A 25837-nucleotide genomic window follows, 5' to 3' on the forward strand; every position below is an offset into this window, starting at 1 on the left:
CTTGGCCCGGCGCTATCACTTCGCCTCGAGCTTGACCAGTTGGCCGTGCACCTTCAGCGCGGCCGCGCTCAAGCTCGTCGCGCACGTGAATTCGGTGGCGGAAGCGCTATGCATCTGATGGAAGCTCGTCTCGATGTCGATCACGGCATTGGCGCCGCTATCGAGCGCATCCTTGCGAAGGGCATCGAGCGCTTGCGTCAACGCCTGATTGCACGCAGCCGTCTCGTCGTCGGTCTTGCGCGCGATACGGATGCCCTCGGTCTTCTCGCCGAGCGGCGCGCTCACGGCGGCATGCGGCGTGTCGCCGAAGTAAAAAGCGACCTTGCTGTCCGCGGGTTGCGCATCGAGCACGGGCTTGACCGGATATGTCGTCGTGTGCGAACCGGCGAAGGCCGCTTGCGCGCCGAGCGCCGCTATGGTCAATGCCATCAGATGTTTCAGTTTCATCGCGATACTCCTCGTTGTTGTCGCTTTAAAAATCGCCGAACCCCGTCAAACCCTTCATGTCCCGCCCACGGCCCCAAACATCAAGCTCGCGCAGCTACCGCCGAAGCCGAACGACACCGACATCGCCGTATTCAACCGCGCCGCGCGCGTCGCTCGAACGATCGGCCTGCCGGCCGCGCAGGCATCGAGCGATTCGATGCCCGAGCTGCCCGCCATGAATCCTTCCCGCATCATCAAGAGCGTGTAAATCGCCTCATGCACGCCGGCCGCGGCGAGCGGGTGCCCCGTGAGCGCTTTCGTCGACGAGAACGCCGGCATGCGTTCGCCGAACACGGCCGACAAGGCCTCCAGCTCGTGCGCATCGCCGAGCGGCGTGGACGGCGCATGCGTGTTGATATAGGCCGGCGACGTACCGGCTTCGTCGAGCGCGGCGCGAATCGCGCGTGCGATGCCCGCGGCGCCGGGCGCGACCATCGCGTGCGCTTCGGTGGCCTGGCCGAAGCCCGTCAATTCGGCGTAGATCGAGGCACCCCGTTCGCGCGCGTGAGCAAGCGATTCGAGCACGAGCACGCCCGCGCCCGAGCCAAGCACGAAGCCGTCGCGCGCGACGTCGTAAGGGCGCGAGGCGCGATGCGGCGTGTCGTTGAAACCGCGCGAGAGCGCGCCCATGGCGTCGAACATCAACGCCGTGTTCTCGTGAGATTCCTCGCTGCCTCCGGCCAAGACGATCTGCTGGCGCTCGCTTTGAATCAATTGCATCGCCTGACCGATCGCCAGCGCCGATGTGGTACATGCCGACGAAGGCGAGTAGCACACCCCTTCCACGCCGAAGACGTGCGCGACGTTCGCCGATACGGTACTGCTCATCGACTGCGGCACGACGAACGGCGGCGCGCGTTCGATACCGCGCTCGGCGACGAGCGCCATCGCCGCGTCATAAGTGGTCAGCGCACCCGCGCCCGAGCCGATGACAGCCCCCGCCTTCGGCGAGCGCAGCTTAGATGACGCCAACCGCGCATCGTCGATCGCCATGCGCGCGGCGTGGCATGCGAAGCGCGCCGTATCGCCCATGAAGCGTTCGAACTTGCGAGCGAACGGCGGCTCGCCGGCAACAGACGCCGCGCCGGCCACCTGGCTCGCGAAACCGCGCTCGGCCCACGCCTGCACGCGCTCGATGCCGCAGCGCCCCTCGCGTAACGCGTCGGCTACCACTGCAAGCGAATTGCCCAGACACGAGACGATCCCCATGCCGGTCACGACCACGCGTTGACTGTCCGGACGCAAAGAACCGCTCATTGGCAACGCTTGAAAATCAGCGACGTGTTGATGCCGCCGAATGCGAAGTTATTGCTCGCCACATACTCGGCATCGATCGCTCGGCCTTCTTGCATGATGTAGTCGAGCGGCGCGCAAGCGGGATCGACCGTCGTCAGGTTCAACGTCGGCGCATACCAGTTGCGCTTCATCATTTCGATCGTCCACCAAGCCTCGAGCGCCCCGCAAGCACCGAGCGTGTGGCCGACGTAACTCTTGAGGGAACTGATCGGCATCGACTCGCCGAAGACGTCCGCCGTCGCCGCGCTTTCGGCCACGTCGCCGCGATCGGTCGAGGTGCCGTGCGCATTGACGTAGGCGATCGCCTCCGGCGGCAGCGTGGCGTCGTCGAGCGCCAAGCGCATCGCTCGCGCCATGGTCGCCGCGGTCGGCTGGGTCATATGGGCGCCGTCCGAATTGCAGCCGAAGCCCACGACCTCGGCGTGGATCGTCGCACCGCGTGCGCGTGCGTGCTCGTACTCCTCGAGTACGAGCGTGGCGGCGCCCTCTCCGACGACGAGCCCGTCGCGCGCGGCGTCGAACGGACGCGGCGTCAATTCAGGTGCGTCGTTGCGCGTGCTCGTCGCATACAGCGTGTCGAACACGGCGACGGCCGGTCCTGACAGTTCCTCGGCCCCGCCGGCGAGCATCAGCGTTTGCTTGCCCGTCGCGATCGCCTCGTAGGCGTAACCGATCGCCTGGCTGCCCGAGGCGCAGGCGCATGAGGTCGGAATGATGCGGCCCTTGAGGTCCCAGAACAGGCTGACATTGACGGCCGCCGTGTGCGGCATCATCTGCACGTAGCTGTTCGAGGTGACGTCCTGCATCGAGCCCGTTTCGAGCATCGTCCCGAACGCGCGGATCGGCTGGACGGAGCCCGACGAGGAGCCGTACGCGACACCCATGCGCCCATCGGCGATCGATGCGTCTCCAGCGAGCCCCGCGTCGCGCAGCGCGAATTCGCTTGCGCGCACCGCGTACATCGAGACGAGCCCCATCGAGCGCGTCTTCTTGCGCGGATATTCGGGAGGCACTTGGAAGTTCGGCACTGGGCACGCGAGCCGCGTATGCAGCGACGAGAAGTAATCCCACTCGGGCATGCGGCGCACGGCGTTGCGGCCGGCGCGCAAAGCGGCCTCGATCTCGTCCCAGTGGGAGCCGAAAGCGGTCACGCCGCCCATTCCGGTGACAACGACGCGCTTCATCAAATCATCCCGCCGTTGACGCCGATCACCTGGCGCGTAATGTACGAAGCATCGTCCGACATCAAGAAACCCACCGTCGCGGCAACTTCATCGGGACGCCCCACGCGCCCCATCGGCACCGTCTGCAACGCGTGCTCGATATGCTCCACGGCAGCGAGCATCTCGGTATCGACGAGTCCCGGCGCGACGCAGTTCACCGTGATGCGGCGCGAGGCCAGCTCGACGGCCAGCGCCTTCGTGGCGCCGATGAGTCCGGCCTTAGCCGCGCTGTAGTTGACTTGCCCGCGGTTGCCCATGACCCCCGAGACCGAAGCGATCGTCACGATACGGCCGCCTTGCTTGGCGCGCACCATCGGCATCGTCAACGGATGCACGACGTTGTAGAAGCCGTCCAAGCCCGTCTCGATGACGGCGTCCCAATCGTCGTCCGTCAACGCGGGGAATGCCGCATCGCGCGTCAGCCCCGCGCACAGCACGATCCCGTAGTAGGCCCCGTCGCGGGCGATTTCCGCTTCGAGCGCCGCGCGGCAAGCTGCCCGGTCGCGCACGTCGAAACGCACGAGATTGGCCCGGCCGCCCTGTGCGACGATCGCGTCAACCACGGCCTGGGCTTCGTTCACCCCGCTCCTGCAATGCACGGTGACGGCGAAGCCGTCGGCGGCGAGACGAGACGCAATCGCGCGGCCGATGCCGCGGCTTGCGCCGGTAACGAGTACGCGCCGGCTGGTCATGACCTGAAACTCCCTTCGATGAATGCTTGAAAATCGGTCGGCTGGAACACCTTGACGACCGCTTGGGCGAGGCAGCGATCGTCGTCGGCGATCGTGCACTCGTAGGCGCCGTGTCCCTCTTCGCTCTTGAGCAGCTCTTTCGCCTCGATGCGCAAACGCGTACCCGCCGCGAAGCTCGGGCTGTACGCCTCGTAGCGGCTCGCGCCGAGCAGCACCCCGGGCCGCGCGCGGCCGCCCGCGCGCATCGCGATCAGGCCGACGTGCGCGGCGATCGCCTGCGCCATCAACTCGATACCGAGCCACGCGGGCATCGCCCCTTGCGCGTCGGCATACCACGCCTCGCGCTCGACGCGCGCGAGCACGGTCACGGCCTCGTCGCTGCAAGCGGCAATTTCATCGACGAGGCGCATCGTGCCCCGGTGCGGCAGCACCTCGTCGACAGGGGGATAGGCGGTCGCGCCGGCAGCCATGCGGGCGCCGATGGCGGAATCGGGTAAGGTCGGCGTCGTCATCAAAATATCGTCATGCGTTCATGGCGCGAGCACGAGGCTCACGTTGCTGCCGCCGAAGGCGAATGAATTGCTCATCACGGCTTGCCCGGCGCCCAAGCGGCGGTGCTCTTCGATCAGATCGAGCGGCGGCAGCGCCGGGTCGGCGGCACCGTCCCACAGATGGCGCGGCAAGCCGGCTCCTTCGCGCACGAGCGAAAGCCACGCGAAGCCGAGTTCCGTCGCACCCGCCGCGCCGAGCGTATGGCCCGTGAACGGCTTCGTGCCGCTTGCGGCGACGCCGTCCGGGAACACACGCGCCATCAGCCGCGCCTCCATTTCGTCGTTCTTGCGCGTGGCCGTGGCATGCAAGTTCACGTAACCGATCGAACGCGCCGTCATACCCGCGTCGGCCAACGCCGCGCGCAGCGCCCGCTCGCCGCCGTCGCCCGACGGATCGGGTGCCGAGATATGGTGCGCATCGCTGGATTCGCCGACCCCGGCCAGGCGGGCGGGGCCTTCGTCGCGGCTCATCAGAAATACGGCGGCGCCTTCGCCGACGTTGATCCCGGCGCGGTTCGCGCTCATGGGGTTCGTCAGCGCGTTGCTCGTCGATTCAAGTGACGCGAACCCGCGCACCGTCAACTCGCAGAGCGAATCGACACCACCGACGACGACCGCGTCGCAAAAGCCGAGTTGCAACAGACGGCGCGCGGCGGCAAACGCTTTGGCGCTCGAGGTGCAAGCCGTCGAGATCGTGAACGCGGGCCCCTGCAATCCCAGTGCCGCGGCGGCGAACGGAGCGCCGCTGCCGATCTCCATCTGCACGTAGTCGAACGGCGCATCGTCGCCGCCCTGCCTGGAGCGTGCGCCGAGCGCCGCCTCCCCGGCACCGATGCCCGAGGTGCTCGTGCCGAGCACGACGCCGACCCGCGCCGCGCCATGACGCGCCACGGCGGATCGCACGTCGGGCTCGATCTGCGCAAGCGCCGTGAGCAGCAGCCGGTTGTTACGGCAATCGTATTGGGCGAGCGGCGCCGGCGGCGCCAACTCGAGCGGTGCCTGCACGCGGCCGACATACGAACCGCATTCGCCGCCGAGCGCCGAGCGGCCCATCCCCGGGGAGACACCAGCCGCGAGCGCGGCGGCGACCGCTTCGGTATCCGCGCCGAGCGCATTGACCATACCGAGGCTATGCAAATAAACGTGAGGCATCTTCATCGGCGCTCCCCTCCTTGCGGCATGCCGATCGGCGCCAGCAGCACCGAGACGGCGATGCCGAGCGCAAGCGTCGCGCCGAAGCTTTTCAATACGGGCATCGCACTCATCGCGAGCAGGCCGAACGAGAGCAGCGTCGTCGCGGCGGACAAGACGACGCCCGTCCACACGGCACCGAGATCGGCCCCCTCGCGCGCGCAGCCCTCGCGCAGAAACACGGCATAGTTGACGCCGACGCCGAGCACGAGCATCAGCGCAAGCCAGTTGAACAGCGTCAGCGGCACGCCTGCATAACCGCATGCGGCGAGCGCCACGGCCACCGCGAGCACGACCGGCAATACGACGCGAACGCCGCCACGCAAGCCATAACGCGCGGCGAGCAATGCACAGACGAGCGCCGATGCCGCCGCGAGCCACAACGCGCTATCGAACCGGTAGGCGCCGAACAGACGCGACACGCTCGCGGCCTTATCCACGAAAACGACACCCGGCATCGTCCGCGCCAACTCGGCAAACCCCGGCAACGCATCGGCGCTCGCGCCGAGCGGCATCACGATCGCCGCATATTGCGCGGCGCCGAGCGCCGCGGACTGCGTCGCCTGCCCTTCGCGCACCGCGCCGAGCCACAGATGACGATAGGGCTGGGACCAGGGCGCCGCGAGCCAGGCGTCGAGCGTGAGCGGTGCCGCATTGGGCCGCATCCAAGCATCGACGTATCGATTCGCCGCGTCCTCGCGGAACCCGCCGCCGACGAGGGCCGCGCGCACCGCATCGGGGGCGCGCATCGCCGTGGCCGCGAGCAGTGCGCGATCCGCCGCCTGCTTGCGCGCCGAAGGGACGAACTGCGAGATCGACTGCCAACCGGAAAGCCGCCGCGCCGCCAGCTCGGCGTCCAACCGCTCGCCCAGCGTTTCGCAGCGCTCGAGCACCGCTTCGGGCGTGGCGCCCTTGACGACGAACATGCGCGCACCGTCGTCGACACCCACGGCCTCGCGCACCGCGCGCTCTTGCGCAACGAGCGCGGGATCACGTTGCACGAGCAAGTGAATGTCGTCGTCGCTCGTCAATCGCATCCATCCCGGTAACGCAACCGTAATGACGAGCACCGCGGCGATCCACGCCCGGCGGCCGTCGAGCACGGCGCGCCACATCGACAATAGGCGGGCGGCACCATTAAACAAATGGTCAGGCGTACGGCGCGGCGCCCGCCGAAGCAGCGCGGGCAAGAGCGAAACAACGGAGAGAAATGCCGCGGCGATGCCCGCCATCGCGAAGCAGGCGATTTGCTTGAGTGCCGGAAACGGTGCCCAAGCGAGAATCGCGTAGCCGAGCAAACTCGTCGCGAGCGCGACCAGCAGCGCGGGACGCACCTCGCGCAAGCCGCGCTGCGCGTCCCAATCGCGGCCCGCGCTCAAGTAGGCGACAAAGTATTGAATCGAATAATCGACCGCTTCGCCGATCAAGCTTGCGCCGAACACGAGCGTCAGCAAATGCAGTTGCCCGAAGACGGCCATCGTGACGGCCAGCGCACAGCCGATGCCGATCGCCGTCGAAATGAACCCCAGCGCGATCAGCCGAGGCGAACGGAAGATCCAGAACATCAGCAATGCAATGCCGCACATCGACCACAGTCCGATCCGATGCACGTCCTCTTCCGAGGCCCGCCGCGCCGCATCGGCATAGAACACCGCCCCGGTCCGGACGATGCGTACATCGGGAAACGCATGCGTCGTGGCGCTCAGCGCGCTTGCCGTTGCCTCGCGAACGGCATGTTGGACCGACGACTCGTAGGCGGAACCTGGGAGCGTGGCCGTCACCAGCACGCTCGTTCCGGTCCCGCGATGCGTGACCAGCATGCCGTCTTCGACACTCAAATTCGTGGCCGCCAACGGCAACCCACCGAGCCAGCGACTCAGCCAACCAAATGGGTCGTCGGCCAGCGGCGCACCGAGCCCCGCGCCCAGGGGATCGAGCAGCCGCTCGGCGAGCAAAGCCGGCAGCGCGGCCGAGCCCGAGGTCAGCGCCGCGCGATCGGCCGACGTCAGCAGGGAGAAACGGTATGGCAGGTAGAAGCGCGCGACCTGGGAAACGTCGAACGGCGGTATCTCGGCCAATACATGGCGAAAGGCGCCGCTTGCCGCCAGCGATTGCCCGAGTTGCCGCGCGGCCGCTTTCGCATGCGCCGCGTCGCCGCTCGTCACGAGATAGGCGGCCCGTTCGCCCATCGTCGCGGCGAGTGAATCGAGCGCATGCTCCGCGACCGGATCGGCTTCGGTCTTCGGCAGCAATGCGAGCAAATTCGTTTGCAGCGGCGGCAGCGACGCCCCATGGCCGAATGCCGGGCCGGCGAAACGCCAGGCGCAATAACCGATCGCGATACAGGCGACGATCGCCCACGCGAGCAAAACGCGGAACCGTGTATTCGACTGCGCTCGTTGCACGACTTGCATCGTCAGTGCGCTCCGAACAGCGCTGCTTCGGCGGGCGGCAAGCTATCGATTCCCTCGCTGCCCGAAAACTCGATGCGCGTCGTATCGCCATTGGCGGACGTGATCTCGAGCAGATTGAGGAACGCCCCGCCCTCCATGCGCAGCGATTTGACGGCTTGCGCGAGTTGCGGCTGATTCGGCGTCAGCAGCAAATGCCACTTCGCGGGCGTACCGTCGGCGGCGACGTCGAACTGCGAATACAGTGCCGACAAATCGCCGCCAAGCATCGCCCGCATCATTTGCGATACCTGAGCGATGCCCCCGCGCGAGCGCGACGAGGTGGTACGAACGCCGCTCGCATCGATTTTCTCGACCCCCGCGTCGCCGATCACGTACGTGATCCGATACGGCGTGTCGGTCCGCCAAATCACGCCGCGATCGCGCACGAAAACGAGCGTGCCTGTGCTGACGAGCGGAGCCGACAAGGCCGCCAGGGTTCGCGTTTGGCGAAACTGCGCGCGCACCCCCGTTTTGCGGGCCAGTTGCGCAGTGATGCGCGCGACGAGCCCGGCCTGCGCGCTCTGCGAGGCGGGGCTCGTAACCGCGGCTGCGGCGAGCGCCGTCGTCGAGGGGATCGTCAGCGATACGAGCGCGCATGCGGCGGCGACGGGCAGTAGGCGCGTAAAGCGGCTTCTCATCGCTGCCCCAACTTCTCGAACACGATCGGGGGAGAGACGAACTGCAACTCGGAAGTCGCGGCGCACACGGCAACCTGAATCGTATAGCCCTTCGTCAGCCGCTGCCCGGACGCGACGTCGACGATCGTGTAGCCGATCTTCAACCGGTTCTCGAACTCGAGCAGCTCGGTGCGGACCTCGAGCGTCTGACCGTACACGGCGGGCCGCACATATTTCAAATGCGCCTCGACGATCGGCCAGAGATAGCCCGACGCCTGCATCGCGGGATAGTCGTAGTCGAACGTGCGCAGCAGCGCTGCGCGGCCGATCTCGAAGTACTTCAGATAGTTGCCGTGCCAGCACACGTTCATCGCATCGACGTCGTGAAAGGGCACCTCCACGCGCGCGCAGGCCGTCAGCGGTAAGCGATCGCGGTCCATTCAGCGCACCGTCTCGTCGTACGCGCGCGGCGCGCAAGCCGCGACGAGTTGCCCGTCCGCGATGGATTGCGTCAGCGCGCGCAGTTCCCGTTCGAGCGGGCGGTCCTCGCCGACGAACGGCGAAATCGCGCCCACGCGTTCGACGAACGTCGCCAACGGCGCCGTGAGCGACGTGCGCGGCGTAATCGACAAGCGCAGCCGCGCGGCCTGCACGGCGGCAAGCGTATGCGCGGCGGCGACCTGCTCGGTCAATTCCAGCACGCGCAGACAGTCGCGCGCCGCGATCGTGCCCATGCTGACCTTGTCTTGGTTGTGCGCCTCCGTCGAGCGCGAGAACACGCTGGCCGGCATGGTCAGCTTCAGCGCCTCGGCCGTCCAAGCCGACGACGAGATTTGCACCGCCTTGAAGCCATGGCAGATCGGCGCACGCGCCGAGCTGGCACCCGACAAGTTGCGCGGCAAACCGTTGTTGAACTTGTCGTCGACGATCAAGGCGAACTGCCGATCCATCAAATCGGCGAGATTGGCGACGGCGGTCTTGAGCGCATCCATCGCGAATGCGATGTGCCCGCCGTAGAAATTGCCGCCGTGCAAGATCCGCTCGCCGTCCACGTCGATCAGCGGATTGTCGTTCGCGCTGTTCAGTTCGTTTTCGACGTCGCGCCGTACCCAAGACAGCGCGTCTTGCGCCACGCCGATGACGTGCGGCGCGCAACGAATCGAGTAGCGATCCTGCAAGCGTTGGCCCGCCGTATCCTCGCGCCCGGCGAGATCGTCGCGAATCCAACCGGCGGCTTGCGCCTGTCCGGCATGGGGCTTGACCTCGAAGATGGTGGCGTCGAAATGCGCGGCGCGGCCGTCCAGCGCGATGGTGCTGAGCGCCGTCAAGCGCGCGGCGAGCCGCGTCAGTTGCGCGGCGCGCACGAACGCGAGACAGGCGAGCCCCGTCATGACGGCCGTCCCGTTCATCAACGCGAGGCCCTCTTTCGGCGCGAGTTGCAACGGCGCGCGACCGAGCTCGGACCAGACCTCGCTCGCCGCGCGCACCTGTCCGCCGAAGGCAACCTCACGCTCGCCGACGAGCGCGGCGGCGACGTACGACAGCGGCGTCAAATCTCCGCTCGCGCCGACCGACCCCTCGGCCGGGATACGCGGCAAGACATCGAAGTTGATCAGGTCGGCAAGCCGCTCGAGCAATACCATGCGTACGCCCGAATACCCGTAGGCGAGCGAGTTGAGCCGGGCGGCGACGACGGCGCGCGTCTCGGCGGGCTCCAGCAAGCGTCCCATGCCGCAGCCGTGATAGCGCGTCAACTGCAACGGCAATGCCTCGACGAGCTCCGGCGGCACGCCGACGACACAGGCGTCGCCGTAGCCGGTGTTGACCCCGTAGACGGTCGCGCCCGCATCGAGCCGCGCGCGCAGAAACGCCGCGCCGCGTTCGATATGCGCGCGCCACGTGGGATCGCCGTTCAATTCGACGCCGGCGCGCGCGCAGGCAACCGCGGACACGTCCTCGATCGTGAGCCTGCGCCCGCCGATCCGCACGGTTTCGCTCGACCCTCGCACACCCGAGGCGCTGCGACGCGCGGTCAAATCATCTTCGGCCATTGCCTTCTCCACTCGGGCGCGCCCAGAAATCGAAAAAATTGAACCATTGAAACGGTGCCTTCCGGCAGTAGTGTTCGAGACGCTCCGCATAGCGGCGAGCGTGTGCCGCGAGGTGCGCCGCCCGCTCGCGCCGGGGCAATTCGATGCGCTCGGCGAACGATTCGAAGTACAGCCGATGGCCGCTCGCTTCCTTCAAGCAAAAGAACAGGTACACGGGACAGCCGAGCGCATGCGCGAGCACATACGGCCCTTGGGCAAACGGTGCCGGCGCGCCGAGAAACGGCGCTTGCACGACGCGGCCCGACTCATGCGCCGGCACGCGATCGCCGACGATGACGAGCAACTCGCCCGCGTCGATCCGCTCTTGCATCAGCATCGCCGTCTCGGGACCGAAATCGGCCACCTCGACCATGCGGCTCGCGAAATCGGGATGGGCGCCGGCCAGCACGCTATTGAAGCGGCGCGCGTGCTCCGTATAGACGATCGCCGTGACCTTCGCGCGCGAGCCGCGGACCGCCAGCGCGCGCGTCATCTCCAGATTGCCGAGATGCGCGCCGATGACGAGCGCGCCCTTGCCGCTCGCGACGAGCGCGTCGAATGCCGATGGATCGTCGAATTCGATACCTTCATGCTGCAAGCGCCCGGTCCACGCGGCGAGCTTGTCGAGCCCCGCTTCGGCGAAAGCCAACATTTGGCGGTAGGCCGAGCGCCAACCGGGCGGCGGCGTCGCGCGCTCGGGCGAACTCTCGCGAAGACGTTCGAAATAACGCCGCGATTGCGCACGGGCCGCGCGCCCCGTCAGCACGAAATAAGCGACGATGGGATGCAGCCAAAGGCGCGTCACGCGCATACCGAATAGCCGGCAACTGAGCGCGAGCAAGCGCATCCCCGTGCGGCTGCCGCGCTCGGCGATACGCCACCAGCCGGCCCGGCCGCCGGCATCGGCCTGGCGCTTATCCGAGCGCGGCAACACCTTGCGAGCAAGCAGAAGCGGCAAACGCGCGAGCATCCCCGCGACGAGACGGACATGGCTGCCGCTGATGCGCACGTTATCGCGCACGACGTCGAAATGCGATAGGCCGCCCGCGGCATAAGTCACGCGCGTGGGAATCGTCACGAAGCGCAGTGCGCGCCACGACAGGCGCACGAGAATTTCGATGTCGAAATCCATACGCGTGGGCAGCTTCACCGTTTCGATCAGCGCGCAGGCGGCATCGAGCGGATACAGACGGAACCCACACATGGAATCGGGGATCGCGAACGACAGCGTCTCGATCCACACCCAGACATGGGTCAAATAACGGCCGTACAACCGCGCTTTCGGGACGGTGTCGTCATACACGGGCCGGCCGAGCACGACCGCATCGGGGGCCGCTCGCGCGGCGTCGAGGAATCGCGGCACATCGGCCGCGTCGTGCTGGCCGTCCGCATCGATTTGCAGCGCATGCGTGAAACCCGCGTCGCGTGCAGCGACGAGCCCCGCCATGACCGCGGCGCCCTTGCCGCCGTTGCGCGGCAAACGCAACAGCGCGACTTGCGGCGCGAAACGTTCGGCCAGCTCGGCGAGCACCGCTTGCGTGGCCTCGTCGCTCCCGTCGTCGACGACGAAAATCGGCAAGCCGTACGGCATCAGCCGCGCCAGCGTGCCGCCGATCTCGTCCTTGTGGTTGTAGATCGGAATGACGATCGACGCCCGCAGGGTCATGCCGCCCCCTGGTACGCGATCACGCCCGACGCGCTGTCGCGCTGACCCAGACGGAACGCAAAGCGCATCTTGCGACGCGCCTCGTCATGCGCGAGCGTCAGATGCAAAATCGCACCGGGCGGCACGGGCGCCATGAACTTCAATCGTTCGACGGCCCGCATCGAGCGAACCTCGGGCCAATGTTCGGCGCCCAAGTGCACGGCCCAATCGATTTGCACGACGCCGGGCAAGATCGGCAGCCCGGGGAAATGCCCCGCGAAGTGCACGAGCGTCTCGGGCACGCGCAGCTCGTAGTGAAGCACGCCCTCGTGCGCGTATTGCGCGAGCACTTCCATCCCCTGCGGACGCGCATCGAACGCGGCGGCCACCGCGGCGGCCGGCAATTTGCCGCGCGCATCGAACGGCAGCGCCGCGCAAAAGCGCCAGCGGCGCGGCAGCACGACCGCATCGACATACTCGCCCAAGTGCGCTCGCAGCGCCTTGGCTAAAGCCACGCGCCCGCTTTCGAGCAGCGCCGCGCCGCCCTCGGGCGTAAGCGCGGCCAATACGCCGAGCCGCTCGCGCGCCACGCCGGGCAACACGATCGACGCGGCCTGCGATACATAGGGATGACGCGCGAGATGCGCCTCGATCTCGGGCAGCGAGACGCGCTTGCCGTCGAGTTTGACGACGCGATCGAGCCGTCCCTTCAAGCGGAAGCGGCCGTCTTCATCGAACGAAACGGCATCGTCCGTGCGATGCCAGCCGTCATGGCCGAGATGCGGCGAGCGCACGACGAGGGCGCCGTCGGCATCGGACTTCAGTTCGGCGCGCGGTACCGCCTGCCAAGCATCGGAGAGATCGCGGCGGCGCCAAGCGATGCCGCCCGTTTCCGTGCTGCCATAAATCTCGACGGGTGCCGCGCCGAACCGCGCGGCATAGACGTTCGCCGTCTCCTCGCCGAGCGGGCCGCCCGACGAGAAAAAGACGCACGGGACCGGCGACAGGTCATCGAAGCCCGGCAAGGCGAGCCAGCGATCCAGATGCGAAGGACTAGAGACCACGGCCGCGCGGCCGACGCGTTCGAGCCGCGCTTGCAATTGCAGCGGCTCGGCGCAGCTTGCCCGATCGAACGCGCGGCCCGCGGCCAGCGGCCAGAAGACGCGAAAGAGCAGACCGTAGATGTGCCGATGAGGCACGCTGGCGAGCATCGGTGCCTGGCCGAGCATGGCGCCCCACTGCATCTCGAGCGTGCGCACTTCGGCATCGAACTGCGCGAGGCTTTTGCGCACGGGCTTGGGTGCCCCGCTGCTGCCCGAGGTGTACAGCGTGAGCGGCGCGTTCGGGTCGATACCGCGGCCGTACATTTGGGCCTCGACGCAGGCATCGACGACCGGCAATTCGGCTGCGGTCAGCAAGACGTCGTAGCACGGGCCCAGCATCGCCAAATACGCGGGCGTGGACGTCGATGGGACGATCGGCTCCTTACCGCACGCGAGCGCCGCGAACAAGGCACAGGCAAACTCGAAAGGATCGTCGAGACAGAGCGCGATTCGCTGCCCGGCTTGCAACTCGAGCCAGCTAACGTAGGCCGCCATGCGCCGCTTGAACGCGCCGAAATCGAGCGTGCGAGCGTCATCGAGGCACAGCGCCGCGCCTTCCTCACGCGGTGCCCACGGTAACGCGTGCAATGCGACGAACGACGCGTTCAACGCGTTTTCTCCCGCAAAACGAACGCATGACGCCAAGCGATTTCCCCTGCGATCAGCACGCCGATCAATAGATAAGTGATGAGACCGTTATAAAGCGCCCACAGCGCGCGCGAAGCCCAGAGCGCGCATAACGTCGAGACCGCGCCGTTGATCGCGAAAAACACGCACCACACTTGCGTGACGCGGCGCGTGTAACGCACGGCCCGCGCGTCGAGTTCCGGCCGGCGCACGCGTGCGAACTTCTCGACCATCGACGGTCCGCCGCCGACGAGCGTGGCGCCGAACGCGACCAACATCGACGCGTTGACGACGATCGGATAAGCGCGCAGCAACGCTTCGCTGTCGGTCACGGCAATGGCCGCCGACAAGCCGGTCATCGCAAGCGCCGCGGCCCACTCTAAACGCGTGAATTTCGCGAGCAGCGCGCCGATGCTGCCGGCGCCGAGCCAACGTTGGAGCCAGAGCAGCGCGAGCAAGGCGACGCCGATGAAACGCGGCGAGCCGATGCGCAAGAACGCGAGAATCACGACCGGGTAGGCGAGTTTCAACGCCACGCTCGCTGCCGCGCGCAGGCGCGCGCAGGACGCCTGGGGTGCCGCGCGAGTCGGAGCCGCCTGCATCGAATCAGGCCGCCAGCAGCGATTCGACCGCGCCGATCACGTCGCCGACCGTGCGCACCGTCTTGAATTCTTCGGGTTTGATCCGGCGCCCCGTCATTTCTTGGAGCTTGATCGCGAGATCGACGGCATCGATGCTGTCGAGATCGAGGTCCTCGAACAGGTGGGCGTCGGGCGTCACGCGCTCCGGCTCGATCGCGAAATTTTCGCTGAAGATGGCGCGAATGCGCTCGAGAATTTCGATATCGGTCACGGTTTACTCCCCTTGCGTTGCGGTGTCGCTATCGGCATGTGCCGTTACTCGCTGGCTTTGCACGAGCGCGGCGAGCGTGTTGATGGATCGGAAATATTCACGCGTGCGCTCGTCGTTCGCGGCGATCGTCAACGCATAGTGTTTGCGCAGCACGATGCCGATCTCGAGCGCATCGATCGAGTCGAGGCCAACGCCGTCCGCATCGAACAGCGGCGCGTCGTCGTCGATGTCCTCCGGACGTAAATCCTCCAGGTCCAGCGCCTCGATCAATAACTGCTTAATTTCTAGTTTTAAAGAATCCATACTGAAACAAATGCTCGGTGATATGTACTTGAACGGCTTGGGCGACGACGCGCGCGGCGGCCGCGTGAGGCGTATCGGGAGTCGCGAAACGCTCGAGCGCGAGCGGCTCGAGCGCGGCGATGCGCATGTGAAACGGCCGCGACGGCACGTGATACCAGCGCATGCGCTTCGTGAACGCGGGCGGATCGCAGTCGATCAGCACGGGCCGGATTTGCACGCCAGAGCGCAGCGCCATGTGGGCGAAGCCGCGCGAAAATGGATGGAGACGATCGCCGCCAGGGCTGCGCGTGCCTTCGGGGAAAATGATCATCGTATAGCCGGCGGCAAGCTGGCGCGCACCGGCCTCCACCAGTTCGGACGGATCGGCGTTACTCACGTACTGAGCCGCGCGCACGATGCCCCAAAAGCACGGATTGCTCCAATGCACGTTCTTGACGACGCAGCAGGCGCGCGGAATCAGCGCGAGCAGAACCATGACGTCGAGGTACGTCGGGTGGTTCGCGACGATGATCGAGGGGCCGCGCGCGCCGATCTCCCGGACCCCGCTTGCCTCGATCGTCATGACGCCGATGGCCTGCAACAGCGCCACGAGGGCGCGAAAGAAGTGGTGAATGAGCGAAGCGATGACGCGCTGGCTCGACGCGCGATGCGGCCACAGCCAGGCGAACGGAAAGAGGACGACCGAAAACGACAGGCCGCAGATACCGAACGCGGTAAATGCGGCGCCGGTGGCCACGAGGCGCCACATCCGGCCGATACGCGCCATCGCCGACACGCTCATTGCAGACCACCCGCATGCAACGACCACTGCCAGCGGCGGCCAAGTCCTTGCCAAGCCGCGGCCGCGCGCGCGCCCAAGCCGTGCATCAATGCTTCGCCTTGCGTCGCATGCGCCGGTGCCGGCTCCCCAGCAAGCGCCGGACCGGCCGTGCATTCGAGTCGATCCGGGGCATCGCGATCGAGCAAGATGGCCAGCGCGCCGGCGGGCATCTCATGGTCGACGGCGCCGTAACGTTGATCGGCGGGTTCGTCGGCATAGACCATGAGCACGGGCGTGCGGGGATCGGCACGGTATTGCGCATGCGCTTCGAGCAGCGCATAGCCGAGCGTTTCGGCGCCGGCAGATATGGCCGTCGCGGGCGCGCGGTCGCCACGCGCAATGCCGAAGATGCCCGTCATCGCGTTGAGCACGGACAGGCTGAACGCAGTGGGGGATACAGGCTGATCGGCGACGATGTCGTCGAGCATGCTCGTCGTGCGGCGCAATTCGCCATGACGCGAAGCGAACACGAGACGCACCGATTCCAGGTCGGCCGCGCAATCGTGCGCGACTTTCAACGCCATCTTGGAAAGGGTGCTGAGCCGACGCCGCACGAGCGGGTCGATGAATTTCACCTCGGGAGGAGTTGTCGCACCGGCGGGCAACGCGGACCACCGGGCAACTGGAATGGTCCAGCGCAAATCGAGCATTTCGTTATTCGTCTTCGAATCAAAATCACCGGTCGCCCGATGCAAAGATGCGAACCACGAAAGCCCCTTCGGCACCCCCGCGCACCACACCCCGAGTTGGTCAATGTTCTTCGTTGTCGTTACCCGGGCATAACCCTACAGTCTTTGCATCCTAGCAAAGACCTTACAGTTATTTTTCGTTTGAATTTCAGACGTCCCGGAAACCGCCGTGCGTAATGTTACTGAAAATTCCATACCAAAAACAGCGTTGCGCCTAGACGTAGCATTCTTGCGACGATTGCGACGGACGGGCGTTTCGGCCCCGAGTCACGCAAACCCGCTCGATGCGGACTTCGCCGACAGGCGCTCGCTCGCTCGCTCGGGCGAATCCCCTCTTCCATCCAGGCTTGCTTGTGCTAGAATCCGCCCCTCATTGGGGAGTAGCCGCCCCGCCGCATCGTCTGCGCCAAGGTTGCCGAACGCCGGCCACCGCCCGCGATTCCGTCATGGGTTCGCTTTCGCAGCACGCATGTCGCGCGGGGGCGTCCGTCAACACACTTGGCTCCAGGCGAGCCATGGCGGACGCAGCCTTTGGGCCTGGCGAGACCGATGATCCTCGCGCTGCCGCTTTCAGGGCCCGGCCGCGCGATGGATCGTCGCTCGCTCACATCTCGGCCCGAGGAAGATCATCACGTGGAACAAGCCTTTCTAGTCTCGACGGGCGCCGTCGCGCTTGCCGAAATCGGCGATAAGACTCAACTCCTGTCACTCGTCCTTGCCGCGCGCTATCGCAAACCCGTGCCGATCATGCTCGGCGTGCTCGCAGCCACGCTCGTCAATCACGCGTGCGCGGGCGCCATCGGCGCATGGCTCGGGGCCCTCATCACACCGGGGATCATGCGCTGGGCGCTCGGCGTGTCGTTCGTCGTCATGGGCTTGTGGGTACTCGTGCCGGACAAGCTCGACCCGAAGGACACCCAGGTGAGCCGCAGCCACCTGGGCGTGTTCGGTACGACCATCGTCACGTTCTTTCTGGCCGAGATGGGCGACAAGACGCAAATCGCGACCGTCGCGCTGGCCGCACGCTTTCACGACTTCTTCGGCGTGGTCGCCGGTACGACGCTCGGGATGATGCTCGCGAACGTGCCGGCCATTTTGCTCGGCGAGCGATTCGCGCACAAACTGCCGACCAAGGCCGTCCACGCCGTCGCCGCCGTCTTGTTCGTCGTTCTGGGCGCGCTGGCCTTCCTGCGCGCGGGCGGCTAGCGATTAGCGCGCCGGCGCGCTCGCGCCCTGCGGGGTGCTCGCCGCCGGCTGCGGCACGGGGACCTCGTTCGTCAGTTGTGCGGGACGCTTGTCGTAACGCACGCGCACGGTCCGCACGGTGCCGTTGCCGAGCGGGAAGTCGGCGAGCGCGCTGCGCACGAGATACGGCATGGCCCGCACGAGCGACGACTCGTCGTCGGTATTGCGCGCCGTCACGTTGTACACCTCTTTACCCGTCGCCCGTTCGGTGATTCGGATCGCAAGCGTATGCGTGAATACGGGGTACGTTTGCGTCACGTAATCGGGCGGGAAAGGTCCGTACGGCCCCCATGGCCCCATCGGACGCCAAAAGGGACCGCCCCACGGACCGCCGTAAAAGACGGGCTGGGTCACCGCGACCGTGTCGCCATGGATCGAATAAGTCAGGCCGACGAGATAGTGCGCCTGCGCGCTCGGCACCTGCCGAAATGCGTACGGCTCCAATTCGTTCGCGACGAGTTGTTCGTATGTGGCCTGCTCGATACTGTTTTGCTGCTCGCTCGTACGCGTGAACGCATAGGTTCGCGTAGCATCGCTGCCGCTCCAGTTGGAGAAAGCGGTGACCTGACTCGACACGTAGGTCGTACAGCCCGACAGCAACACGGCCGCCGCCGCGATCGCCGGCGCGCTGACCCGCCAAATTCGCTCCCACTTCATATTCTTGTCCTCGCGTATCTCGTGAACCCCCGCGCTCGTGGCGCGCATGGCCGATGATACCGCCGACCGAGCCCCGACTCCAAAGCGCGACGCCGTTTTAGGCATAGATCCGCGCGCCTTTGTACAATGGGCGACTACCCTCGCTGCAAGCCCTTACCCGGGCACGCGAGCCGAAACCGGTTCTTTCATCCATCCGCCATGTCCGATACCGTCAATCCCGCTGTGATCCGCCGGGCCGACTACGCAGCCCCCGCGTTCCTCGTCGACTCCGTCTCGCTCGAATTCGACCTCGTGCCCGAACGCACGATCGTCAAAAGCACGATGCGACTGCGCCGCAATTCCGATGCCGCGGCCGCGCCGCTCGAACTGATGGGCGAAGCGCTCGAATTCGTGAGCGCGGCGATCGACGGCAACACGCTGCCCGCCGGCGCGGTGCGTGCGCACGAGCATGGCTTGACGATCGCCGACGTGCCCGACACCTTCACGTTGACGATCGAGAGCGCCTGCAACCCCGGCGCGAACACGACGCTCTCGGGCCTGTACGTATCGGGCGGCAACTTCTTCACCCAGTGCGAAGCCGAAGGGTTCCGCCGCATCACCTACTTCCTCGACCGCCCCGATGTCATGGCCGTCTACACGGTCACGCTGCGCGCCGATAAGGCCGCGTATCCGGTGTTGCTCTCGAACGGCAATCTGATCGAGCAAGGCGATTTGCCCGACGGCCGCCACTTCGCGAAGTGGGAAGACCCGTTCAAGAAACCGAGCTATTTGTTCGCGCTCGTCGCGGGCAAGCTCGTCGCATTGGAGGAACGCATCCGCACGGGCTCAGGCAAGGAAAAACTGCTGCAGGTGTGGGTCGAGCCGCATGACCTCGACAAGACGCGTCACGCGATGGATTCGCTCATCAACTCGATTCGCTGGGACGAAGAGCGCTTCGGCCTCGAACTCGATTTGGACCGCTTCATGATCGTCGCCGTGAGCGACTTCAACATGGGCGCGATGGAAAACAAAGGCTTGAACATCTTCAACACGAAGTACGTGCTGGCCAACCAAGAGACCGCGACCGATACCGACTTCGGCAATATCGAGGCCGTCGTCGGCCACGAGTACTTCCATAACTGGACGGGTAACCGCGTCACTTGCCGCGACTGGTTCCAGTTGAGCCTCAAGGAGGGGCTGACGGTCTTCCGCGATCAGGAGTTCTCGGCCGATATGCAAGGCGGCGCCACCGACGAGACGGCCCGCGCGGTCAAGCGCATCGAAGACGTGCGGGTCCTGCGCCAAATGCAATTCGCCGAGGATGCGGGCCCGATGGCCCACCCCGTGCGGCCCGAAAGCTACGTCGAGATCAACAACTTCTACACGCTGACCGTCTACGAGAAAGGCGCCGAAGTCGTGCGGATGTACCAGACGCTGTTCGGCCGCGACGGATTCCGGCGCGGGATGGACCTGTATTTCAAGCGTCACGACGGCCAAGCGGTCACGTGCGACGATTTCCGCAATGCGATGGCGGACGCCAATGGACGCGACCTGACGCAATTCGAGCGCTGGTATAGCCAAGCGGGCACGCCGCGCGTCGCGGTGCGCACCGCCTACGACGCCGCATCGCAGCGTTATAGCGTGACCCTCGCTCAGCGCTATGGCGAGGCGGCGCCGGCGGCGCGCGAAACGCAAAAGGGACCGCTATTGATCCCGTTCGCGATCGGCTTAATCGACCGCGCGGGCCGCGATATCGCGCTGCGTCTCGAAGGCGAGGCGGCAGCAACGGGTACGACGCGCGTCATCGAACTGACCGAAGCCGAGCAAACCTTCACGTTCGTCGACGTCAAGGAGCCGCCGCTGCCCTCGCTGCTGCGCAACTTCTCGGCGCCCGTCATCGTCGAGTACGACTACACGAACGATGAACTCGCGTTTCTGCTCGCGCACGATAGCGACCCGTTCAATCGTTGGGAAGCGGGACAACGGCTCGCCACGCGCGAGTTGCTTGCGCTGGCTGCCCGCGCGCAAGCCGGCGAGCCGCTCGCGCTCGACGACTCGACCGTCGCCGCGTTCAGCCGCGTGCTGACCGACGAATCGCTCTCGCCCGCCTTCCGCGAACTGGCGTTGATGCTGCCGTCCGAAGCGTATTTGGCCGAGCAGATGGCGCAAGCGGATCCCGCGGCCGTGCATGCCGCGCGCCAATTCGCACGCAAGCGGCTGGCGAGCGCGCTCAAGAACGAATGGCTGGCGATCTACGAGCGGCACACCACGCCGGGCGCGTACGAGCCGACGCCGCAAGCGGCCGGACATCGCGGATTGAAGAACCTCGCGCTCGCTTATCTGGCCGAACTCGACGATCCGGCCGACGCGATCCGTCTGGCGACCGCGCAGTATGGCGAGGCCAACAATATGACCGATCGTGCGGCCGCCCTCGCCGCGCTGCTGGCGGCGTCGGTCACGGCCGGTGCCGGTGTGGCCCAGACGGCGCTCGACGACTTCTATCGCCGGTTCGAGCAAGAGCCGCTCGTGATCGACAAGTGGTTCGCGCTGCAGGCTACACAACGCGGCACCGCCGAGCGCCCCGTGATCGAGATCGTCCGCAAGCTGATGGCGCACCCGGCGTTCACGCTGCGCAATCCGAACCGCGCACGTTCACTGATCTTCAGCTTCTGCGCGGCGAACCCCGCACAGTTCCATGCGGCCGACGGTTCGGGCTACGCGTTCTGGGCCGAGCAAGTCGTGGCGCTCGATGCGCTGAACCCGCAAGTGGCCGCGCGGCTCGCACGCTCGCTCGAAATGTGGCGCCGCTACACGCCCGATTTGCGCGAACGGATGCGCGAAGCGCTTGAACGCGTGGCGACGCAGGTGAAGTCGCGCGACGTGCGGGAGATCGTCGAAAAAGCGCTCGCTTAACCCACGCGATCGTCAGCAAAAACGGCGCTTAGGCACTCGCTTAAGCGCCGTTTTGCATTTGTGCACGGCTTTCGCTCGGCGCCTTCCGATCGGCGGCGATCGTACGAACGCTTACAAAAACGCGAAGCCTAGTCACGGGCCGCGGGTAAAATCGTCGGATTCCCATGCTTTCGGAGCACCGCAATGTCCTTGCAACGTCGCACCACCCTAACCAAATACTTGATCGAGCAGCAGCGAGAAACGAACAATCTGCCGGCCGATTTGCGCCTGCTGATCGAAGTCGTCGCGCGCGCCTGCAAGCTGATCAGCTATCACGTCAGCAAGGGCGCGCTGGGCGAGGCGCTCGGCACGGCGGGAACCGAGAACGTCCAAGGCGAGGTGCAGAAAAAGCTCGACGTGCTCTCGAACGAAATTCTGCTCGATGCCAACGAGTGGGGCGGCAATCTGGCCGCGATGGCATCGGAGGAAATGGAGACGCTGTTTCCGATTCCGTCGAACTACCCGCGCGGCGAGTACTTGCTCGTGTTCGATCCGCTCGACGGCTCGTCGAACATCGACGTCAACGTCTCGATCGGTACGATATTTTCGGTCCTGCGCTGCCCGGACGGACAGGAAGCGACCGAGGCATCGTTCCTGCAACCGGGCCGGCAGCAGGTGGCAGCCGGCTATGCCGTATACGGTCCGCAAACGGTGCTCGTGCTGACGACGGGCAACGGCGTGAACTGCTTTACGCTCGACCGCGAACTGGGTTCGTGGGTGCTCACGCACAACAACTTGCAGATTCCCGAAGACACGCGCGAATACGCGATCAACGGGTCGAACGCGCGTCACTGGTACGAGCCTGTGCAGCGTTACGTGGGCGAGTTGCTCGCGGGCAAGGAAGGCGAGCGCGGGGTCGACTTCAACACGCGTTGGATTGCGTCGATGGTGGCGGACGTGCACCGCATCTTGAATCGCGGCGGCATCTTCATGTATCCGGCCGACAAGCGCACGCCGGACAAACCGGGCAAGCTGCGGCTCATGTACGAAGCGAACCCGATGGCGTTCATCGTGGAGCAAGCGGGCGGCGCGGCCACGAACGGCGTCGAACGGATCCTCGACATCCAGCCGAAGAGCTTGCACGAGCGCGTGGCGGTGTTCCTCGGTTCGAAGAACGAAGTCGATCGCGTGACGCGCTATCACCACGAAGAAAAAAAATGATGCGAGGGGCTTGCGCACCTCGAAAAAGTGCCGCTATAATCGCGTTTCTCTGATGTTGATGCCGGAATAGCTCAGACGGTAGAGCAGCGCATTCGTAATGCGAAGGTCGGGGGTTCGATTCCTCTTTCCGGCACCACAAAGATTCAAGCAAAAAGCCCAGTCCTCGTGACTGGGCTTTTTGTTTTGTGGGTCGGCGCAGGCACCCAACTCTGTCGTCATGTGTTTGCTGCAATCGGCTAGCAAACCTCCCATAGTCAGCCTCGGATCGGGGCAAAATAGGACGAGTCTGATAAAACGACCAGTCCTTCAGTCCAGGTAATCACCTCTCTATCATTACGACTCTAACCTTCAATCGTGGAACCCGACAATTTCCGGCGAGAGAAGTTTTCGCTATACCGGTATGCAACTCGCTTACTGCTCGAGCGCGTGAGCTGGCTATGTCGCGACTATCATCGCCCCGAGGATAGAGGCGGCGGTTTGGCCGAATTGATCTTCTCGAACCGATCCGCGATGTCGTACGAGGACCTTCGCGATTACTTGCGTCGTCTACGGAGTCAGTCGGAAGTTCGGATTCACTGGGATAGCGTCGATCCCGCTGCAGTCAGCGCAGTATCTCACGACCAACTCGCCGGCCTTCAAGTCGCGGATGCGGTTGCAACCGGCGTTTTCTACTCCGTACATCGCTCCGTCTACGGTGAAACGGAAGATGGCTATTTGCGCTTGCTAGCCCGCAACATCTATCGCGTTCGACGAACCGCCGACGGATATGGACTGAAGTTCTGGTGTGCCAACGCACAAGAGAAAAACCGGATATTGGCAATCGTTGCCAACTGAGGAAGGGTACTGTTGCAGGCCCCGGATTCGAGGACCCCACCCTTTCGGGCTGCCGTCTTGAGACGACCTCTACGTGTTCCGCGCTTGCCTGCAACCCCTGAACTCTACACGATCACCCTAGTATGCACAACACGAGTGCATGCGCACCTTGCCAAATCGTTCACCTACCGCCGCACCCCGCACTTCTCTCTCAAAAAATCGACGAACACGCGTAGCTTCAAAGGCATCTGCGTGCGGCTCGGCATATAGAGCGAGAACCCATCGAACGTCAGCGCCCAATCGTCGAGCACACGCACAAGGCGCCCATCGGCCAATTGCGGACGAATGAAATCCTCGATGACGTGAAGCAGCCCCACACCCTGCTCCGCCGCATGAACCATCGTGCGTAAATCGTTCGTGATAAAAGAGCCATTCGTTTGCACGTCGAACGCGCGCCGCGATCGCCCCGCGCCGGGTTCCGCGAATTCCCATCGATAAATGCCGCGGCTTGTCGAGAACCGATAGCGCAAGCAATTGTGCTGTACCAGATCGCTAGGCGTGACAGGCTTTGGATAACGATCGAAGTAGTCAGGCGAGCCAGCCACGGCGATCCGCAACGGCCCCGACAGCGGCACCGCGACCATATCGCGCGCGAGCCGCTCGCCGAGACGAATGCCGGCGTCGAAGCCGCCGCCGACCAGATCGGTCAATCCTTCGTCCAAAGTCAGCTCGACCGCGACGCGCGGATGTCGCCGAGCGAATTCCGACAGATACGGCATGACAAGCAAGTCGCTCGCGACGCGCGGCAAATTGATACGCAACATGCCAGTCGGCTCGCCGCGCGTCTCGTCGAGCGCCTCGTACGCCGCCTCCAGCATTCGAAGTGCGGGCCGCACCCGTTCGAGAAATTGCGCCCCCGCCTCGGTCAAGGCCACACGGCGCGTCGTCCGGTTGAACAGGCGCACATTCAATTGCGCCTCCAGCGCGCGAATCGATTGCGACAACGCCGATGCCGACACGCCCGCCTCCGCCGCCGCGCGAGAAAAACTTCCATGACGAGCCACGCTAGTGAAGGCCACCAGCGCGGGAAGTTGCGCCGCATCCATACGAAAGTCCCGGTTCGATTTTATTAAGCTGCACTTCACAATGCATGCAGCGGATCGCTATTTTTTCACAAGATCAAAAGGTGCACGATACGGCCATCAAGACTTTTCACCGACGCAAGGAGCACTGACCATGACGATGAACCGTTACACGTTGCTGGGCCGTTCCGGCCTGCGCGTTTCTCCGATCTCCCTCGGTACGATGACGTTCGGTGACGAATGGGGCTGGGGAGCCGACGAAGCAACGGCGCAACGCTTGTTCGACTTGTACGTGGACGAAGGCGGCAATTTCATCGATACCGCCGATCTCTATACCGAAGGCACGAGCGAACGCTATGTCGGAAAGTTCGTGGCCGCGCGCGGTTTGCGCGACCGGCTCGTCATTGCAACGAAGTACAGCTACAACGCGCAAACGGGCAATCCCAATGCGGGCGGCAATCACCGCAAGAACCTCTTGCGCGCGCTCGAAGGCTCGCTCAAACGCTTGAACACCGACTATATCGATCTGTACTACCTGCACACGTGGGATCGGATGACCCCGGTGGACGAAGTCATGCGCGCCATGGACGACGCCGTGCGCGCCGGCAAGATCCGCTATGTCGGCCTATCCGACACGCCCGCCTGGTTCGCGGCGCGTGCGCAAACCTTGGCGCAATGGCGCGGCTTCGAACCGGTCGCCGCGATGCAGCTCGAATACTCGATGATCGAGCGCAATGCCGAATTGGAGTTCGCCGACTTGGCAACGGAACTCGGCATGGGGCTCGTGCCTTGGAGCCCGCTCGGCATGGGCGTGCTCTCCGGCAAATACAAACCGTCGCAGGGAGCGCTCGCGGGCAACGGCCGGTTGGATACGGTGGCCGCGCAAAACCCCGGCGCGAAGCCGCCGCCGGGATTCGACAAACTGACCGAACGCAACTTCCGGATCGTCGCCGAACTCGAGGCCGTGGCGCGCGAGGCCGATCGGCCGATGGCACAAGTGGCACTGAACTGGCTGCATCGCAAGCGCGGCGTCTCGAGCATCATCGTGGGCGCAACGAAGCCCGAGCAACTGCGCGACTCGCTGGCCTCGCTCGAATTCGAACTCGATCCGGCACTGACGGCTCGCCTCGATCATGTCTCGGAACCGGCGCGCCCGTTCCCGTACTACATGTTCGAGGACCGGCATCAAGTCCGTATCCACGGGCAGGTCGACGTGCGTAGCAAGAACGCCGAGTTCGATCGCCCGATCCACGTGCCCGCGCCGAAGGCATAACGGTCAGGACACTTGGAACAAGGCGCGCGGCGCGGCG

24 protein-coding genes, 1 tRNA gene and 1 riboswitch are annotated in these 25837 nt (G+C 65.3%); of the genes, 6 read left to right on the top strand and 19 right to left on the bottom strand.

Translation table 11 applies throughout. The features are described 5' to 3' along the window. Positions 1-15: 15 nt before the first annotated feature. The 17 genes from DXT59_RS04055 to DXT59_RS04135 are packed head-to-tail and all read right to left on the bottom strand — an operon-like array spanning position 16 to position 16599. Positions 16-447, bottom strand: a complete 432-nt coding sequence (locus DXT59_RS04055; protein ID WP_116135645.1) for a hypothetical protein — start codon at positions 445-447, stop codon at positions 16-18. A 54-nt stretch (positions 448-501) separates the two neighbouring features. After that, positions 502-1743 (bottom strand): beta-ketoacyl synthase N-terminal-like domain-containing protein, encoded by a 1242-nt coding sequence (locus DXT59_RS04060; protein ID WP_116135646.1) that lies wholly within the window; start codon positions 1741-1743, stop codon positions 502-504. Further along, positions 1740-2966: a beta-ketoacyl-ACP synthase gene (locus DXT59_RS04065; RefSeq protein WP_116135647.1), complete on the bottom strand. Its 1227-nt coding sequence runs from the start codon at positions 2964-2966 to the stop codon at positions 1740-1742. Before DXT59_RS04065 ends, DXT59_RS04060 begins: the two co-directional genes overlap by 4 nt. Continuing rightward, complete coding sequence (locus DXT59_RS04070; protein WP_116135648.1) at positions 2966-3697, bottom strand: 3-ketoacyl-ACP reductase FabG2; 732 nt, start codon at positions 3695-3697, stop codon at positions 2966-2968. The genes DXT59_RS04065 and DXT59_RS04070 overlap by 1 nt, the downstream gene beginning before the upstream one ends. Beyond that, complete coding sequence (locus tag DXT59_RS04075; protein ID WP_116135723.1) at positions 3694-4167, bottom strand: hotdog family protein; 474 nt, start codon at positions 4165-4167, stop codon at positions 3694-3696. The genes DXT59_RS04070 and DXT59_RS04075 overlap by 4 nt, the downstream gene beginning before the upstream one ends. A gap of 60 nt (positions 4168-4227) precedes the next feature. Beyond that, positions 4228-5406: a beta-ketoacyl-[acyl-carrier-protein] synthase family protein gene (locus tag DXT59_RS04080; protein WP_116135649.1), complete on the bottom strand. Its 1179-nt coding sequence runs from the start codon at positions 5404-5406 to the stop codon at positions 4228-4230. Continuing rightward, a complete protein-coding gene (locus tag DXT59_RS04085; protein WP_116135650.1) occupies positions 5403-7853 on the bottom strand; it encodes an MMPL family transporter in 2451 nt (816 codons plus the stop codon). The genes DXT59_RS04080 and DXT59_RS04085 overlap by 4 nt, the downstream gene beginning before the upstream one ends. Positions 7854-7855: 2 nt before the next feature. Beyond that, a complete protein-coding gene (locus DXT59_RS04090) occupies positions 7856-8530 on the bottom strand; it encodes an outer membrane lipoprotein carrier protein LolA (protein WP_116135651.1) in 675 nt (224 codons plus the stop codon). Next, positions 8527-8949 carry an acyl-CoA thioesterase gene (locus DXT59_RS04095; RefSeq protein WP_116135652.1) on the bottom strand — a complete coding sequence of 141 codons (423 nt, stop codon included), beginning with the start codon at positions 8947-8949 and terminating at the stop codon, positions 8527-8529. The genes DXT59_RS04090 and DXT59_RS04095 overlap by 4 nt, the downstream gene beginning before the upstream one ends. Continuing rightward, positions 8950-10560 carry an HAL/PAL/TAL family ammonia-lyase gene (locus tag DXT59_RS04100; protein WP_116135653.1) on the bottom strand — a complete coding sequence of 537 codons (1611 nt, stop codon included), beginning with the start codon at positions 10558-10560 and terminating at the stop codon, positions 8950-8952. It lies immediately after the preceding gene. Next, positions 10547-12265: a glycosyltransferase family 2 protein gene (locus DXT59_RS04105; RefSeq protein WP_116135654.1), complete on the bottom strand. Its 1719-nt coding sequence runs from the start codon at positions 12263-12265 to the stop codon at positions 10547-10549. Before DXT59_RS04105 ends, DXT59_RS04100 begins: the two co-directional genes overlap by 14 nt. Next, positions 12262-13956 (bottom strand): ApeI family dehydratase, encoded by a 1695-nt coding sequence (locus tag DXT59_RS04110; RefSeq protein WP_420823357.1) that lies wholly within the window; start codon positions 13954-13956, stop codon positions 12262-12264. The genes DXT59_RS04105 and DXT59_RS04110 overlap by 4 nt, the downstream gene beginning before the upstream one ends. Continuing rightward, entirely contained in the window at positions 13953-14576 is a 624-nt protein-coding gene (locus tag DXT59_RS04115) for a COG4648 family protein (protein WP_116135655.1), read from the bottom strand. Before DXT59_RS04115 ends, DXT59_RS04110 begins: the two co-directional genes overlap by 4 nt. A gap of 4 nt (positions 14577-14580) precedes the next feature. After that, positions 14581-14826 carry an acyl carrier protein gene (locus DXT59_RS04120; RefSeq protein ID WP_102646180.1) on the bottom strand — a complete coding sequence of 82 codons (246 nt, stop codon included), beginning with the start codon at positions 14824-14826 and terminating at the stop codon, positions 14581-14583. Between the two features lie 3 nt (positions 14827-14829). Then, positions 14830-15129: a phosphopantetheine-binding protein gene (locus DXT59_RS04125; RefSeq protein ID WP_116135656.1), complete on the bottom strand. Its 300-nt coding sequence runs from the start codon at positions 15127-15129 to the stop codon at positions 14830-14832. Next, complete coding sequence (locus tag DXT59_RS04130) at positions 15104-15910, bottom strand: lysophospholipid acyltransferase family protein (RefSeq protein WP_116135657.1); 807 nt, start codon at positions 15908-15910, stop codon at positions 15104-15106. Before DXT59_RS04130 ends, DXT59_RS04125 begins: the two co-directional genes overlap by 26 nt. Beyond that, on the bottom strand, positions 15907-16599 hold the full coding sequence (locus tag DXT59_RS04135; RefSeq protein WP_116135725.1) for a beta-ketoacyl synthase chain length factor: 693 nt from the start codon (positions 16597-16599) through the stop codon (positions 15907-15909). Before DXT59_RS04135 ends, DXT59_RS04130 begins: the two co-directional genes overlap by 4 nt. 402 nt (positions 16600-17001) lie before the next feature. Next, positions 17002-17216, top strand: a riboswitch (yybP-ykoY riboswitch). Between the two features lie 55 nt (positions 17217-17271). Between DXT59_RS04135 and DXT59_RS04140 the strand changes: the two genes are divergently transcribed. Continuing rightward, positions 17272-17844, top strand: coding sequence for a TMEM165/GDT1 family protein (locus DXT59_RS04140; protein WP_205417369.1), 573 nt, complete (start codon positions 17272-17274; stop codon positions 17842-17844). Positions 17845-17847: 3 nt separating this feature from the next. Here DXT59_RS04140 and DXT59_RS04145 read toward each other — a convergent pair whose 3' ends face one another. Next, positions 17848-18540, bottom strand: coding sequence for a DUF4136 domain-containing protein (locus DXT59_RS04145; protein WP_116135727.1), 693 nt, complete (start codon positions 18538-18540; stop codon positions 17848-17850). A 198-nt stretch (positions 18541-18738) separates the two neighbouring features. Here DXT59_RS04145 and pepN point away from each other — a divergent pair, with 198 nt between their 5' ends. The 4 genes from pepN (at position 18739) to DXT59_RS04165 (ending at position 23466) form a co-directional block, all read left to right on the top strand. Continuing rightward, on the top strand, positions 18739-21432 hold the full coding sequence (pepN, locus tag DXT59_RS04150) for an aminopeptidase N (protein ID WP_116135658.1): 2694 nt from the start codon (positions 18739-18741) through the stop codon (positions 21430-21432). A gap of 183 nt (positions 21433-21615) precedes the next feature. Continuing rightward, complete coding sequence (locus DXT59_RS04155; RefSeq protein WP_116135659.1) at positions 21616-22632, top strand: class 1 fructose-bisphosphatase; 1017 nt, start codon at positions 21616-21618, stop codon at positions 22630-22632. 60 nt (positions 22633-22692) lie between these two features. Further along, positions 22693-22768: transfer RNA gene (locus DXT59_RS04160), tRNA-Thr, on the top strand. Positions 22769-23109: 341 nt separating this feature from the next. Beyond that, positions 23110-23466, top strand: a complete 357-nt coding sequence (locus DXT59_RS04165) for a hypothetical protein (protein WP_205417370.1) — start codon at positions 23110-23112, stop codon at positions 23464-23466. Between the two features lie 164 nt (positions 23467-23630). On the opposite strand, the gene DXT59_RS04170 is transcribed toward DXT59_RS04165, so the two are convergent. Continuing rightward, positions 23631-24551, bottom strand: a complete 921-nt coding sequence (locus DXT59_RS04170; RefSeq protein ID WP_116135661.1) for a LysR family transcriptional regulator — start codon at positions 24549-24551, stop codon at positions 23631-23633. A 130-nt stretch (positions 24552-24681) separates the two neighbouring features. Here DXT59_RS04170 and DXT59_RS04175 point away from each other — a divergent pair, with 130 nt between their 5' ends. After that, positions 24682-25800 (top strand): aldo/keto reductase, encoded by a 1119-nt coding sequence (locus DXT59_RS04175; RefSeq protein WP_116135662.1) that lies wholly within the window; start codon positions 24682-24684, stop codon positions 25798-25800. Positions 25801-25837 lie beyond the last annotated feature (37 nt).

The sequence above is a fragment of the Trinickia diaoshuihuensis genome, assembly GCF_003390925.1.
GTDB lineage: Bacteria > Pseudomonadota > Gammaproteobacteria > Burkholderiales > Burkholderiaceae > Trinickia > Trinickia diaoshuihuensis.